Here is a 17,196-nt window from a genome sequence, read left to right as displayed (position 1 = left end):
GACTTTGAAGATTAATTACTGTCAAAATTACCTAATTGCTTTTAATTTCTCATCTAACTCCTCAAGTATGCTTGTATCCATAGGAAAATGAGCGACAAAATCTCTGATTGAAGAGTCTCGAACCTTGTACCAAATCGAACTTGGTTCCATCTCAAAACCAGGAGGAACTACTGGTTCAATAAGCTTACGTGCATGTTCGTTCACAACCAGATCGACAAGCGGTGTATATGTGCTAAAAGTTTTAATATAGCTCCTATTCGGCATATATTGAATCAGGTAGTTTCCACTCTCTAACTCAAGCTTTACATCCTCTCCATCTTGAACCATGGGCACATTTAACTCCAAACTATTATTAATTGAGATTGTACCCACAGATGCTCGTGGTAGGAGAACATGCGCCGTCGAATTAAACGGAATCTCGAAGCGGAATTCAAGTCTCCCGTCTTCATCAAATGCCCATTCACTCCTATAAGTACCTGCCGCCGAATCTACCACAGCTTTCGCCCATTGTAAGCGGAAATCCGGCTTCGGTGCGAATATGATCCGGCGAAAACCCGGCACTTCTTCGTCTGGGTTCATTCCTGCGATTACTCGGTACATCCATTCTGCAATTGCACCATAGACATAGTGATTCAGGGAGTTCAACCCAGGTGGACCGATTCTTCCATCCGAGTCAATGGAATTCCAACGTTCCCAGATCGTCGTCGCTCCAAGCTTGACTGCATAGAGCCAGCTCGGATGATCTTCGTTGAGCAACAGTGTGTAGGCAAGTTCTTCACAACCATTATTCGATAATGCGAAGTTTAGGTAAGGAGTTCCTACAAAGCCAGTCTGGAGATGATAGTCATCCTTTCGAAGACGAATAACTAATGCCTCTATAACACGTTTCTGGTACGCTGCCGGGACTAGATCCATATACAGTGCTATGGCATATGCCGTCTGGGTATCGATCGCAAGGCGACCGTTTTTTGAAAAGAACTCGTTCTCTATAGCATGTTTGACTTCTCCGGAGATTCGTTCGTAATAGACTTGGTCATCCTCAAAGCCAAGCACCATTGCCGCTTTTGCGACTAATTTTGAGGAATAGTAATAATAGGCAGATGCGATAAAGGCCGTGTCTGTTGCCCCTATTACCGATTCAGGATCGTTCCCGTCCAGGGCAAGCCAGTCTCCTAAATGAAAACCGACCGTCCACAGTCTACTGCAGCCCGAATTCTCGTCAGCATGGATAATAAAGTCAGCCCAGCTCTTCATGCTCTCGTACTGCTGCCGTAATATTCCCTTGTCACCATAATGAAGATACACGTTCCAGGGAATGATCGTGGCTGCGTCAGCCCATGCGCTAGAGCCACCGCTCGGAACGTTCACTGCGGGAACGACCATTGGAACCATGCCTCCGCGATCCTCTTGTTCAAGTGCCATATCATGACCATACTTTGAATAGAACGCATACGAATCCATGTTAAAACAAGCGGTCCCAGAGAACACTTGGGCATCTCCTGTCCAGCCCATCCGTTCGTCCCTTTGTGGGCAATCTGTAGGAACATCCAGGAAATTGCCCTTCTGTCCCCAAAGCGCATTCTGAAACAACCGATTTACAAGTGGGTTGCTCGTCTCAATTACTCCAATTTGTTCCAAATCAGAGTAGAGGACACAGCCTGTAAAGTCGTTAGGATCGAGCTCTCCCGGCCAGCCTTGCACCTTGACGTACCGGAAGCCATAGAAAGTGAAGTACGGACGAACGATTCTTTCTTCCCCATTAGCTGTATAAACATATTCCGCCTTGGCTGTTCGAAGGTTATCGCGATAGAAGTTCCCTTCCTGTAGAACCTCACCATGTTGAAGACGGATCACCGTTCCTTTTGAAGCATGTGTATGAAATTGTATCCAACCAACCATGTTTTGACCCATATCGAGTACTGTCTCACCTGCTGGTGTGTAAATTACTTCAATCGGCTTCAACTCTTCCTTCACCACAACAGGAAGACTTAATCTTGCAGTAAGACGTTCAAAGCCAAGATTACCTTTGCGAACCGAATGCAATTCTGTGGCCGTGAAGGTTGCATCGTAGACTTCACCATCATACAAATTACCATTCAAAACCGGGCTTCTCTCCGCAATCCATTCCGTATCTGATTTTAGAATCTCCGTTGTTCCATCCGTATACTTGACCCGAATTTCACATAATAGAGCGAACTCGTTACCGTATAATTCTCTGGAATAACCATCAAATCCGAAACGTCCCTTGTATAACCCGTTCCCGAGGCTCACCTCTACCTGGTTTTCTTCTTCGATCAATAACTCTGTTATGTCATACGTCTGATATTGTAGCCACTTGTTATATGCGTTGAAGTGAGGGGCGAAATACTCGTCACCTGCCTTGATCCCATTAATCTGCATCTCATACATTCCGAGACCACATACGTATGCACGGGCGGAATCAACTGATTTTGTGAGTTTGAAAGTTCTGCTAAGGACTGGGTGATGCTCCGTGTCCATTACAGGTATGATCCACTCCGCCTCCCACGATTCGTCTAGTTTTGCCGTTTCGAACCAGGCAACATCGCTAACAGCATGGTCTCCATTATCTGCCCACACCTCTACCCTCCAGAAATAGCGAGTTCTGGGTTGGATTTCGATCCGCAGCTCGAAGGAGAGACTATCGATATCTGTTTGCTTACCACTATCAAATATAATGGAAGAAAAATCTTCGTCCAGTGCTACTTCGTACCTAGCTGCAATCTGCTTCTTAGCATCAGTACACGTGACTACATAAGAAAGTCTAGGCCAATCACCCAAGAAGAATCCCAACGGATTCGTAATTCGATTTGTTTTGAGTTTCGTAATAATCATCAGGCATCGTTCCCTTCCAAAGAATTGGATGATACAATAGGCAGCCCTTTATTGGTTGGATTTCACCCATTGGTCGAGTTGTCTCTGCTTCTCCTCAATCACTTTGTCAATTCCAGCAATTTTCAAGTTGTCCAAAAATTTCGGCAACACGTTATCTGGATCAATGCTTCCTGTTTCAAGAGGAAGGCGATACTGTGAAATAACATTCCCGATGGCGGCAATTTCTGTTTTGACTGATGTTGGATCGAACGTGAAACCAAGAGCCTTTGATTTTACAGCTGACTCATTAAACTGTTTTACTTTTCCCCAGATATCAGGATCTGTTCCTTGCCAGACATAGGCGATAAATTGATTACCAAACATCCAACCGGCATTTAATCGATATCCTGAATTTTGCTCATTGACACCTTCAGGAAAATCGATGACATTTTCAGATAAAACTTTATAGTGTTTTCCTTCAATTCCCCAGATCAATAGATTCGAGATGTTTTTATCAGAGTACATCAGATTAAGAAATTCCATTGCTTTATCTGGAGATTTAGAATTCGAAGTGATCCCCCACATTGTGTTTGTAATATGAGCAGTTGAAGAAACAGGAGGGTCTGAGAATGCTATGGTTTTCATCGACACTTTATTAGATTTTTTTTCCCCTTCTTCAAATTGAAGTGCTCCGGGATGAGCATTTAGTAGAAACGCAAAACCACGATTAGAATCGATTAGATCTTGTGCATTCATCTGATTCGTCGAAGCATCTTTAAGAATTAGACCATCCTGGTACCATCTTCTAAGCATGTGAAGCTGCTCAGCGTATTCTTCTGTACCGTACAAATCAACAACTTTCAATCCGTTGTCAAAACCAGGAAGAACACCCAGATGATTATCCAGTCTGTCGAAAGTCTGATAGTTATCTAGAATAGATGCTCCTGTTGCTGGGATTAAAGGTGCCATGTTGGGCTCACCATTTTTAACCGCTTTCAAAACTTCTTCTAAATCTTCCAGTTTTCGAAGCTTACTCGTATCAATTTGGTATTTTTCGAGGATATCTTCTCGCATTGTGATGCCATTAACATATGCCATTTCATGCATAGTAGGCACACCAAATATGGCTCCATCCACCCTTGAAGCATCCAAATAAGCCGAATCTAATGCCGCAATTATACCTTCCCCATGCTTGTTAAGAAGTTCATCCAGCGGAATCAATTGACCTTGTGTTATTGCTGTGTTGTAGGCATAGATTGTTGGCATTAGATCCAGCTTTTCTCCGCTGGAAAACATCAAGTTTACTTGTTGTGTCCAATTGGAGAAACTAATGGGTAATAATTTGACTCTAACATTAATTTTCTCCTCGGCTATTTTATTAACCTCTTCTTCAATCAAAGACATATCCTTCGGAAGTGCAGCAAAAATAGGAAAAGCAACCGTTAATTCTGTCAGTTCGCCGGATTCTTCAGATGGACCGGATTCTGCAGTTGTCCCTCCATTATTGTTATTGCTGCTGTTACTACAGGCTGACAACAATAATATGGCAATGATAAGTAATGCGTTAAGCAACCTTCGATTTTTTGGCATAATATCCTCCTCGGTATAAGAAATATTTCCAAGAAAATGTATACATTCACATTTTAATTTCTTTCAACCCGGAAGACTGCTCACTTAACGACATGTTGATATTCATTTGACGACGTACTAACAGATCCTACATCAATCGATCTCTAAATAATTCAAGCTCCATCTTTCGTTTCGCTCCTGATGGTATTTAGAGCAATCTAAGCTTGGTCTTAAACGACAGGATTAAGGGTAACTTCTACATGATGAATCTTTCCGTCAGAGAAGAGAGGTAGAAGATTTCCGATCATACGACTGCCGTCCACTTTTATCTGCGGTTGTCCTTTAGATAGTTTCATTGGATTCTTGATAGTGATTTCATAACGTGTGCCGCGGAACTCCCTATACACCTGAGCCTGCTCCCAATCAGCAGGTAAACATGGGTCAATCCGGAGACCATCATAATCCCGCTTGATCCCCATAATCCCCTCCAAAAGCGACATGAGTCCCCAAGCTGAGGTTCCTGTAGTCCATGATTGATAGGATTTACCATAATATTTGGGATGAATGGAATAACAATTCGTGAATACATATGGTTCTGCGCCGGATTCTGTAGAAGGATTCTCTTCACTATCTGGAATGATTTTCAGTAGTGTACGTATCGCTTCTGCTCCCCTGCCTACCTTGCAATCGGCCATAATCTTGAAACCAGTTGCATGACAGTAGACGCCGCCGTTCTCGAATAGTCCCGGTAACATGCCGGACATTCGACCAACATGAGGGGAATATTCCATATATGGAGGCATATTGATCGGGAAGCCAAAATCATGTTCCATGCTGTCCATGGATTCCAGCACTTTGGGCAACTTCTCTTCATCCGGAATATCTGCAAGAACAGCCCACGATTGAGCGTTAATATAGATTTTACTTCCTGTGCTATCTTTGGAGCCGATATTCTCTTCTTTACTAAGGGCACGCATATACCAGTTTCCGTCCCAAGCCACATTGTTAATCGCACTACGAAGGATATTGTACTGATCATCCAGGTATCCTGCATAATCAGCGTCTCCCAGTCGCCGGATCAATGTTGAGAGCTCTTTCAGGGCATAACAGAATTGCTCAGACAACATAACAGATTCCGCATTGGGATCTGTTGTAATATTCAAAGCATCATTCCAATCTGCGAAGAAAATGCGTACCAGACCATGTTCTCCTTTGTCCTCAATTAACCGGTTAACTGCAGCCTTCACATGCTCCAGCATCGTTGCTGAACCTTCGTCCTGATATTCAATCTCCATATCCAGAAGAGAATAATCTCCAGTCTCCTTAATCAACTCACATACAGACCAGATAATCCAGAACGGCTGGTCTGAATAACGGGTAGCGTCATATGGATACCATGTTAGTACGGCATGCCCAGCCTTAAACTGATGCCGCAAGCATTCAATAATCTCCTCCTTGGCCCTCTCCTGCCTGTAGTTAAGCAGTCCAACTGCAATCTGAAGGTTGTCCCTTACTCCCTTCTTGCCAACAATACAGAAGTCCACCTGTTTTTTAACCCATTCATTCATAATCACGTTCAGCTTCTCATCAGGTGTTTTAATTTGGAGACTCGCGTATTTGCTCTTCTGGTATTCCTGTGTTTCAAGTAATGCTCGTGTTATACGATCTCCTGTGCTATACACCTCCGCGGTTTGAACAGCCTCTTCGAGTGATTCGCTGACTCCCAGCACATAATACAGTTCCTTCTCTTCACCGGGTGCCAGTACAAGCTTGTTCTGCAGAACGCCACCAAGATTAGCAAGCGTAGTGAGAGAATTCGTACAATCTCTACCCTTAACTACAACATCAGGCCGCTGGAACAATGGCGCCGGCATAGAATCCAATCGGGTATACGTCCCCAGTTCCCCCAGAAACGTTCCAAGATTGCCATCAAAGGCGTGGACGGTTTCGGAACATGCGATATAACCGTTATATCTATTGTGTGGTGCGAAGGGATGTTTGGACTCACAATAAATGCCATTCAATTGCTCATTGAAAAAAGTTTCGCAGCTTCTATACATTTCATAATACCGTGGGTATTTAAAACCTTCCAATTCAAAACTCACAGCAGAAAATACGCTGATTCGCTTCATTACATCCGTATTATTTTTCACTTTAACCATCCAAACCTCGTTGTAGCCTTCATGAGGAACAAAAAGCTTCCAGAAAGCATGGACGCCGTTCTTTTGGGACTGGAGGATGGAATATCCGATATTATGTTCGCATGAGAAGTCCTCGACTTCTTCGTTTAGTGGGCCTTCCCCAATGTTCCAGAATACGTTGGCATCATCATCACGTAGGTACAAATACTTTGCATCCTGATTATTGATCATACACATATCAGCTTTTGAATTGATATAGTAGCTTCGGCCATGCCCGATTTGGGAAACCTGTGTGCAATACCCTTGTTCACTCCACAAGTAGTTGTACCAATGTCTTGGAGTGCGTGGCGTATTGATGATGCAGGAATTACCATCTTCAGTAAAACGGTGTATTTTATTTACTTTCATGTTATCACTCCTAATTAAAACTATTGTACAGGGATCTCAATTGATTCGAGATTCAGTCCGTCAATCTCAACCATCATTGTTGACATACCAACTTCATAGTTTGCACGAACAATAGCAAGCAATCTCCCTTGATACGAAGTAAATTGGCCTTTCGTATAGTTCTCTGTGGTTTGCGGCCTGCCCGTCCCAAAAGCTGCCAATGTTGCCGCACCAGACACCTTTGCTGTTGCTTTTAGTTCAGCTGTTGGTACCAATGTCCCTTCTGCATCAACGATCTCTACAACTGCGTAGATTAAAGATTGTCCGTTTGCAACAAGCTCTTTCTTGTCGGTAACAATCCTAATACCTTCGGGTTTTCCCGCGGTGATGAGGATATCAGATGAAATGCGCTTGCCATCGATATAACTCACCGCTTCCAAAGTACCTGGTTCATATATAAGTTCAAAACTGGCTGTGTACCTGTTCGTCTTACCCGCAGAATTTCTGCCGAGACTCTTTCCGTTAAGAATCAGCTCCACTTCTTCAGCTCTGGAGTAAATATCTACCTGTATAGGCAGACTCTCCGAACCCGTCCAACTCCAATGATGCTCACATTCTGGCCAACCCCATCTGCTCAGAATCTCCAGCTTCCCGAAGTTTCCCGGATTTCTAACAGCTATGAAGGTCTCATCGGAACCCCAAACAATTTTTCGGTAGAATAGCTGAGGACGTGCAAACCCACAGAGATCAAAATCTGAACAATTGGCCACACGCCATGGGTAAGGAGAATTGCCAATACTGTTATGAGCATTACGGGTTTCATCCCGTTGGACATATTTCACTTTCCCGAGTCCTGCTTCGCCAATGTAATCATGGCTCGTCCATACGAAATCACCAATTACATGGGAAAACCGTTCTACATCATGCCAGTACTTATCACACTGAGGAGGCATACTTTCTGTTCCGCAGATCACCCGGTCTGGAAAGTGCTCAATAGCATTCGCATAATGATAATTCATATAATTATATCCAACGACATCTAAAGGAGCTGCGAATGCTTCTGAATACTCAGGCCAGATTTTCATACCAAAATCAGTATCGTAATTTGGGGTGAATCCTTCACCATCTTCAAGAAGTAAAGACATTTCCTCATAAAAAGTTGCAGTATCTTCATCATCAAGACCGTTAAAAAAAGAACATATGGAATTCGTAACCAACCTGGTAGGATCAAGTTCACGCACTCTTGCCGCCAATTGCGCTGCCAGACGGTAACCATCTGACATCCCTCCGCGTTCAAGCACCTCATTGCCTGTTGCCCACATGATGATACTCGGATGGTTCCGGTCACGCAGCATAAATGTTTCCAGATCGTTCATCCAATTTTCTGCAAAGTACAGACTATAATCTTGAGCGTTTTTCTCCATCGTCCAAACATCGAACGCCTCGTTAATCACCAACAGTCCTAAACGGTCACAAGCATCTAGCAAATCTCTTGACATCGGATTATGGGCAAAACGAATAGCATTATATCCATTATCTTTGTGTAGCTTCATTTTGCGGAATTCACTGTCCCTAAACGAAGCTGCACCTAGAATGCCATTGTCATGATGGACGCAACCACCTTTAAGCTTAAGGGAACGTCCATTTAACATAAATCCGTTAAGCGGGTCAACAGATATCGTTCTTATACCGAATTGAGTGCTATTATGATCCAGAACTGACTTATTGTCGGTCAACTCTGCTGTGATTCTATACAAATTAGGAGAATCGATATCCCAAAGATCTGCATGTTCAACTGCAACCCGTACCCTACCGACAACCTTCTCTCCAGCAGGCACATGTACTTTCACACGACCGGTTCCCGCTTTGATTCCGGAGACTTCTCTCATCATATTGACATTCAACCAAACATCGGCGGGAGCCGAAGTAGAATTTTCAACTGTCGTTTCAACAAAAACAAATGCAGTTCCGTTTACAATATGTGAGGTATGGGCAAAAATGCCCCACGGAACGATATGCACCTTCTGAGCTACAAGCAAGTCGACATGACGGTAAAGCCCCGAGCCTGAATACCAGCGTGCATTTGGTTGTGCGCCGTTATTGACAGTAACCATAAGATTATTAGGCCTGCCCGGCTTCAAATAAGGCGTAAGATCGGCGTGAAACGGAGAATAGCCGTAATGATGTTTCGTTACCATATGCCCGTTCAATTTAACCGTCGCGTTCATGTAAACACCGTCAAATTCAACCATAACCCTTTTATCAGCATATTCTTCGGGAATATCAAGAATCTTTGTGTAAGTTCCAATTCCCCCATCGTAATAACCCGTTAATGAACCTCCCGGCGCCTCTGGCTTCGTATCTATCTCAATCATGAAATCATGCGGTAAATTCAATAATCTTCCTGGCTGGGCGGAGCCAGGTACTATCGATGGGATACCATGGCTAAACTCCCAAGCCCGGTCAATATTTTCTCTAATCATTTTCTCACCCCTATAGCTCTGTAATTGTTACCTGTGAAGAAAACACCTTACGTTCAACAATAAGTTTCTCGCCTATAATCGCAAATACACCTTTTAAACGAATATCTTGGGACGATGCACCTATAAACACTTCCATCTTACCTGGCTCAACAATCTGATCCATATTTAAATCATGAAATGCCAGCTGTTTCATACTTACCTTAAATTCAACTATTTTTGTTTGGTTCACATCCAGGGTAACCCGTGCAAATCCAACCAACTGCTTCACAGGTCTTGCAACACTGCTTACTTGATCCCTAATATAGACCTGGACAACTTCTTCACCAGCAACTTGTCCGGTGTTTTTTAGCTTAAATGCGATGCTCAAGTCACCGTCTGCCTGAACCGTGGCATTCTGTACCAATTCGCTGTATTCAAATCGGGTATAGCTTAATCCATGTCCAAATGGGTAAAGCGGTGTGTTTTGGTTAGTTTTGATATATTCAGCAAATTCATTAATATCAACATAGAGTGGTAATCTGCTGTTGTACATGGGAATCTGGCCAGATTCTTTTACTATGGTCACCGGCAATTTTCCGCTAGGATTGATCTTGCCTGTAAGGATATTTACAATAGCTTCTGCCCCAAACTGTGCTGGAAGCCATGAATATAAGACAGCTTTACTCTGTTCACTTACGTATGGTGTAGATAGTGGTCGCCCATCAACAATAATAGAAATAACAGGTTTATTCAGCTTAAATACTTCTTCCATCAAGTCCAGTTGAGGCTTTTCTAGACCTATATTGATGTTATCTTTGTTTTCACCACAGGTAGCTTCAGGATCTATCATGCTTTCTTTGCCGCCCAATACTGCAATGACGATATCTGCCTCTTGTACAGCAGCTTTAACTGTTTCTATTCCACCATCTATAGCCTTGAATATATTGCAGCCTTTGGCGTGTAACACATGATCTTTCCCGAACTCTTCTTCCAGAACATCCTTAACAGATTTACAATCCGGATAAAACATTTGAACAAATTCTTCATTCGTTCTATAGACTCTGTTCGATGAATCATCAGAATTTAAATTCTGCCTGATCATATTCATAATGATTGCTTTTTGTTCAGGGGTAGGTTTCTCATCAAACTCGATGCCCATTGACTTTAATGATTCTTTATTATCTGTAATGGTTCCGGTATATAGCATTCTCAAGAAGCTATCTTCTTCAGATTTGTCAAAATCACTGCTTTTTGTGCTTGCCGAACCAACGGATGAATATCCTCCAAAAAAGTTTGTTTTGGTATCCGAGTTTGGTCCGATCAGAGCAATTTTCAGCTTCTTGTTGAGTGGCAGGATACCATCCTCATTTTTTACTAATACCATTGATTTTTCCGCAATCTCTAATGATAATTCTGCATTCTCTGCTTTTTTAATTTCGCTAAAGAAGTCGCCATCTTCATAAGGATTCTCGAATAGTCCCAGTGTGAATTTCGTTTCAAGAACTCTTCTTAATGAAACATCAATATGCGCTTCTTCAAGCTCACCTGACTCAACTGCTTCTACCAAATGCTGATAACATTGACTTCCAGGTTGTTCCACATCCATTCCAGCTTTGAATGCCAGTATACCTGCTCCTTTCGCATCTTCTGCCACTCTATATCGTAGAAATGCATGAGTAATGCTACCATAGTCTGCTACGACCAATCCCTGAAAACCCAGCTTGTTTCTTAGAATGTCAGTGAGTAGCCATTTGGATGTAGACACAGCTTGGTCATTAAGCATCCCATAACTGTTCATCACTGCTTTTATTTTTGCTTCATGAATGGCAGCTTCAAAGGGGAAACAATAACTATCCAGCAATCTTCGCTCAGATATTTGCTGTTCGCCTCCTCCTCTTCCACCTTCTGCATTCCCATAACCAACAAAATGCTTTGCTGTAGCCATAATTTCATGTTCACCCTGTATCCCATTGACAAAAGATACACCAATTTGAGCAACTAAATAGGGATCTTCGCCATAGGTTTCACCAACTCGCCCAAATCTTGGATCTCTTGCCAAGTCAAATAGCGGGGAATGAACTGCTCTAAATCCAAAAGCAATGAGTTGTTTTTTGACGACTTCGCCCATTTTTTTTGCTAAAGTCGGTTCCCAAGTTGAAGCAAGGTTGAGTGACTGAGGGAATGTAGTAGCACTAGGAATCTGCGCACCAGCTATGCCTTCACTATGGAATAATCCGGGAATGCCCAATCTGGTCTCCTCGACAAGATATTTTTGTATTCCTTTTATAGTCTCCCTATCTTTATTAAGATCACCTGTAAAAGAATCATTTAGATAACTTACGGTTCCAATTCCATCCTTTAATTTATGCATTCTGCTATCATAGACAGATTCTCCACCATACGAATTGGCACAATATAATTGAGCTACTTTTTCCTTCAAAGTCATTCTTTTAATTAGATCTTCAGTTCTCTCAGCAATAGACTTACTGGCATCTTTATAGATCATGTTCTACCTCCAAATGTCATTTGCCTTTAGATTAATGGCGCGTGTTATACAAGCTCAAACAATGCCTCTTTTACGTGATATGAGTTCGATCCGATATATACTTTGAAATCTCCAGGTTCAACTTCATTCTTCTTGTTAAGGTTCCAAAATGCCAGATCTTTAGCAGTAATTTTGAAACTGATTTCTTTTGCCTCACCTACTGCTAATTTTACTTTTTTAAACCCTTTAAGCTCTTTAACAGGACGAACCACACTTGCATAGATATCCTGAATGTACATCTGAACGGTTTCTTCACCCGCTACCATTCCAGTATTCGTAACTGTTACACTAGCGAATATTGTTCCTGATTCCATCATTCGTGTTTGCGACAATCTTATCTCCGAGATTTCGAATGTCGTATAACTTAGTCCAAAACCAAAAGGATAGAGAGGGTCGTTGGAGCCATCAATATATCGGGAGAAAAATTTCTCACCCTTATTACTTTCCGTTACAGGTCTTCCGGTTTTGAAATGATTGTAGTATATTGGTACCTGCCCTGAGTGAGCAGGAAAGCTCATTGTTAATTTTCCAGATGGATTGTAATCACCGAAAAGCACATCCGCTATGGAAAATCCAGCCTGTGAGCCTAAGAACCACGTTTCTAAGATCGCATCCACATGTGACTCAAACCAATCAAGTACAAGAGGACGTCCATTGGTCAATACCAGAATAACCGGCTTGCCCACGCGAACTATAGCTTCGGCTAACTCTTGTTGCACTTTCGGTAGATGAATATCCATACGAGATGCGGCTTCACCTGACATTTCACTGCTCTCTCCTAAAGCTAGAATGACGATGTCTGATTGGAGCGCTGCCGCTACAGCTCGCTCTACTCCACCCTCTATCACGTGTTCAACCTTGCATCCCTCTTCAATGAGCAGATTAGTCTCGGGGAAGTCCTTCGCTAAAATTCCTTCTCGCAGAGTAACCGTTTGATTTGCATACCGGGACCACTGCCAGGGGCCGAGCATATCCTTGCTATCGCCAAATGGGCCGATCACTGCCAAATTCAATTCCGTGCTTTTAAGCGGCAGTACGCCATTATTTTTCAACATGACGATAGATTTTTGAGCTAACTTCCGGCTTGCTTCCAGATGTGCCGGGTGAAAATGATATTTCTTTTCCTTCTCGGGACGAATGTATCGGTATGGATCGTCCATAATACCGATCTTATATTTAAATGTCAGAATGCGACGTACTGCTTCATTTATTTGTTCAATGTTTACGATTCCTTGCTCAATTAAATCGCTCAGATGATCATATGAACGAGTCACCATTTCGATATCCATCGTGGCATCCAGTGCTTTTTTTGCTGCTTCTTTACTGTCTTTCGCATTTCCGTGAGCGACAATTTCATCAATGGAGCCGTAGTCGGAGATCAGTATTCCGTTAAATCCCAACTCTTTTCGGAGGAGTTCATTAAGAACATACTGGTTACCTGCCACCGGAACTCCTTGATAGGTGTTAAACGAATTCATAACCGACCCTGCACCAGCATCAATTCCTGCTTGAAATGGTGGGAGGTATACATTGCGCAGTGTCCCTTCGGATATATCTACTGTGTTGTAATCGCGACCGGCTTCAGCAGCACCGTATGCAACAAAATGCTTCAAACAAGCGATAATTGTCTCTGGATCGAACAGACTATCTCCTTGTAAACCTTCAACTTGAGCTTTTGCGATTAAGCTTCCTAGATAAGGATCTTCTCCCGCCCCCTCCACAACACGTCCCCAACGTGGGTCTCTTGTAATATCTACCATCGGCCCATGATTATAGGTTATTCCTGTAGCGGTGGCTTCCTTGGCAGCAATTGCACTGGCTTCCCGAATCGCAGTCATGTCCCAACTACATGAACAGGCAAGCGGCACCGGAAATATGGTCTGAAATCCGTGGATTACATCAAAGTTAAATAACAATGGAATACCATGAGGAGATTGTTCCACCGCAATTTTCTGCAATTCGAACACACGATTGCTGTTTACAGCAGATAGTACTGAGCCAGCTCTGCCTTCTGAAACAAGCTTTTCTGGCGATTCTGAATCAATATCAGATCCCAGAGAAAGATTGGTAGACATGCACTGACTCATTTGACCAAGCTTATCAGTAACGGACATCCTATTGAGTAATGTATCGACCTCATGATGGATTTCATTATCACTCCGTTGCTTTACATTTTGATTCCTGTAACTAGAGAGTTTAGCAATGAGCAAATCTTCAAGGGATGGACCCGAGCCTTCGGTTCCTTTTACAGAAAACGCTTCCTGATAGGGAATCTTGATTCTTCCCTGGAACTCCTTGCCTTCAAAAGTCAAATCAAATTCAAAACCCTCTCCTGGTACAAATTGAGATGTACCCTTTGCCTGCAATACATGACCATCGATTTTCACACTGTTAATCTCAACAGGAAATGGAAAGGGCTCAAGAATAACAGATAAGGTGAAATCCTCCTCTTTTCCAATAATAAACTGCATTTTTATGGTGGTATGAACAGTCTCATATATGAAATGCCAAGTGCCAATCATAGTATTCAACTCACTTTCAATAAGATACGACAGCAGGATCTTCATTTTTTTGATGTACATAGCAAAGTTATTTACATAAACCTTAAAATATCTGTTAGAAAGAGCGCAGTACACTTACTGCGCTCTCGTAGACTGAATCATCATCGGTAAAAAGATTTCATTTTAATGGAAAGAAAATATTTCTATTTCTTCTTTGCAAGAAAAGCGTCAACTTGTGCCTGTCCCTCTTCTTTTACTTTATCCAGACCAGCACTATTTAAATTTTGAGTCAGTTCATCAAATGCTTTGTCTACATCCTTAACTGCACCAATGTAGATCGGGTTGGCATACTGTGTGGATGCATTGGCCAAGTTTGCAATCTGTGTTTTCACGTTCTCAGTGTTAAAGTTAAATCCATTAAGTGCAAAGTCTGAGGTATTGTATTCGTCCTGTTTCTCCCAGAAGTCAATATAAGTCTTCGGCCAAGTACTCATTGGCTTAAACAAAGCTTTATTTACGAACCAGAAGCCTGCGGAATCAGGAGGATAGGTGTTTGTTTCAGCTGTCACCCCTTCCGGCAAACCGACTTTATCATCCTTGACGACATAGTTCTTACCTTCAATTCCGAAATATGTTAAATAAACATATAATGGATCTTCCATAATAAGGTCAAATGCTTGCATTACACGTTCTGGATTTTTGGAATTTGCCGCAATTGATATCCCAGCCCCAATGTGATTTCCCATCGGGACTTTACCGTTTGGCATCAACGACGGAATGATGTAAGTTTCAATTCCCTTTGCTTCAGCAGCTTCAATGGTCGCTGCAATATCAATGCTGTTGCCAAACGCTACCGCAGATTTGCCTTCAACAAAATTATCTTTGGAGCGAATTTTATTGGCATACGGATTTTTGTTAACGTATCCTTTGTCATACCAGTCCTTCATAATAGTAGCCGCATATTTCTGGGCACTTAAGTAAGGCTCTTCAACCATGCTATAAATTTTTCCCGACGGATCTGTGAAATCAAAAGCCGCTCCCTGGGACAAAGGTCCACCGCCAAGTGAGCCGCCCGTAAAGCCCACTTTCTCACGCATCAGATGTTGATACGGTGTTGGCAGGTCAACCTGTGAGTCCAGATTTAGGCCAACCATATCTGGATGATTTTTCTTCACTGCTTCCAGATAAGGACCAATCTCAGAGAGACTCTTCACATCGGTAAGGCCTGCTTCCGCCATAATATCTTTACGAAGTACAGATACGAAGACATTACTATCAGGGGTTGTCTTCGGAATCATATAGATTTTATCCTTAATCTTGGCTTCATCCCAAGCAGCAGGATCCATTGCTGCCGATTTTTTCGGCATATATTTTGCTATGTCTTCTTGCTTCAGTTCATAAAAGGCTCCTTTATTCGCTTGTTCAACATAATAATTCCAATCTGCTGAGAAGATAAAATCCAAATCTTCACCTGTAGCCAGCAACAATGGGTACTTGGATTGCACATCTCCCCAACTGATATAATTCAACTCAATCGTAGCATTGATGTCCTTTTTTAGTTTCTTATTCAATGTTTCAAGTACCTCAGGCATTCCTTTTGGCGCCTCACCAAGCAGGTAACCTTTTAGAACAACTTCTTTTTGCCCTGTTGGATCTTCATTTCCAGTGGTGCTTGCATTATCTTCATTGCCTTTTGAACAGGCAGATAATAGCAAGGCGAACGATAGCATCATAGCAAGAATGATCTTCATATTTCTCTTAGAATTCTTCATTTTTCTTCCCCCTTATTTAATTTTTTTATATAAATCCCAATGAATTAAATAGGATTCATATCACACCTAGGACTCTAATAACATTTAGCCTTTGACGGCACCAATGGTGATTCCTTTAACAAAATACTGTTGAAGAAATGGAAACAGGATCACAACCGGACCTGTAGCAATAACGGTCATAGCAAGCTTGAATGTTTCCTTCGGCATTTCAAGAGAGGATACATGCTGAGCCAGGGCAGCTGACATATTCATTGAAGACAACATTTTATAGAGCATATACTGAAGGGGTACATACTCCTGTTTATCAGTGAACATCATAGGTGTCCACCAGTCGTTCCAGTAGGCTAAAATAGTGAACAGGCCGATTGAAGCAAGCGCTGGTTTGCAGAGGGGCAGAACCATTTGCCAGAAAATTCGAAAGTCTCCTGCTCCGTCAATTTTCGCCGATTCCACAAGCGGCTCAGGCACCGAACCTTTAATGAAGCTTCGGAGGATCAAAACGTACATCACGTTGAACATAGGAAGCAGTATCAAAACTGCAAGCGTGTTCTTCAGATGCAAGTAACTGGTAACCCAGATGAAAAAGGGTGCTAAGCCACCACTGAATAATGTGGTGAAGAACAGGAAGAACGCCAGTTTGTTCCGATACTTCACCTCTTTGCGGTACATCACATAGGCTGCCATCGTGGAGATTAGCAGTGACAGAACGGTTCCAACCACTGCGACAATTATCGACACCCGATAAGCAGAAAGAAGTTCAGCAGGATTACGAAAAATAAAGGCGTATGCATCCAATGAAAAGCCTCGAGGAATAAAGGAATAGCCCTTTGCTAAAACCTGTCCTTCATCTGAAATGGAACCTGAGATCAGAACGATAAATGGAAGCAGACACAAAATGGCGACAATTGCTACAACAGTGTAAGAAAAGGCTTGAAAAATCGGAGCTGAATTTAGTTTGTTTTTATTCACAAAATTTCCTCCTTTCTA

8 protein-coding genes are annotated in these 17,196 nt (G+C 42.4%); all 8 read right to left on the bottom strand.

All coding sequences use genetic code 11. The annotated features are described in order from the left end of the window. Window positions 1–27: 27 nt before the first annotated feature. Complete coding sequence (locus ASD24_RS02190; protein ID WP_056690845.1) at window positions 28–2,853, bottom strand: alpha-L-rhamnosidase; 2,826 nt, start codon at window positions 2,851–2,853, stop codon at window positions 28–30. A gap of 48 nt (window positions 2,854–2,901) precedes the next feature. Next, entirely contained in the window at window positions 2,902–4,422 is a 1,521-nt protein-coding gene (locus ASD24_RS02185; protein ID WP_056690842.1) for an ABC transporter substrate-binding protein, read from the bottom strand. A gap of 209 nt (window positions 4,423–4,631) precedes the next feature. Further along, on the bottom strand, window positions 4,632–6,950 hold the full coding sequence (locus tag ASD24_RS02180; RefSeq protein WP_156395295.1) for a GH36-type glycosyl hydrolase domain-containing protein: 2,319 nt from the start codon (window positions 6,948–6,950) through the stop codon (window positions 4,632–4,634). 20 nt (window positions 6,951–6,970) lie between these two features. Next, a complete protein-coding gene (locus tag ASD24_RS02175; RefSeq protein ID WP_056690836.1) occupies window positions 6,971–9,412 on the bottom strand; it encodes a glycoside hydrolase family 2 TIM barrel-domain containing protein in 2,442 nt (813 codons plus the stop codon). A gap of 10 nt (window positions 9,413–9,422) precedes the next feature. Then, window positions 9,423–11,897 carry a glycoside hydrolase family 3 N-terminal domain-containing protein gene (locus ASD24_RS02170; protein WP_056690834.1) on the bottom strand — a complete coding sequence of 825 codons (2,475 nt, stop codon included), beginning with the start codon at window positions 11,895–11,897 and terminating at the stop codon, window positions 9,423–9,425. Between the two features lie 44 nt (window positions 11,898–11,941). Beyond that, window positions 11,942–14,407, bottom strand: coding sequence for a glycoside hydrolase family 3 N-terminal domain-containing protein (locus ASD24_RS02165; RefSeq protein WP_235540279.1), 2,466 nt, complete (start codon window positions 14,405–14,407; stop codon window positions 11,942–11,944). 233 nt (window positions 14,408–14,640) lie between these two features. Beyond that, window positions 14,641–16,209: an ABC transporter substrate-binding protein gene (locus ASD24_RS02160; protein ID WP_056690829.1), complete on the bottom strand. Its 1,569-nt coding sequence runs from the start codon at window positions 16,207–16,209 to the stop codon at window positions 14,641–14,643. A gap of 84 nt (window positions 16,210–16,293) precedes the next feature. Continuing rightward, window positions 16,294–17,178, bottom strand: a complete 885-nt coding sequence (locus ASD24_RS02155; protein ID WP_056690827.1) for a carbohydrate ABC transporter permease — start codon at window positions 17,176–17,178, stop codon at window positions 16,294–16,296. Window positions 17,179–17,196: the final 18 nt, after the last annotated feature.

This window comes from Paenibacillus sp. Root52 (genome assembly GCF_001426865.1).
Classification (GTDB): Bacteria; Bacillota; Bacilli; order Paenibacillales; family Paenibacillaceae; genus Paenibacillus.
The sequence above is the reverse complement of the archived record's forward strand: the minus strand, read 5'-3'. Positions and strand labels throughout refer to the sequence as shown.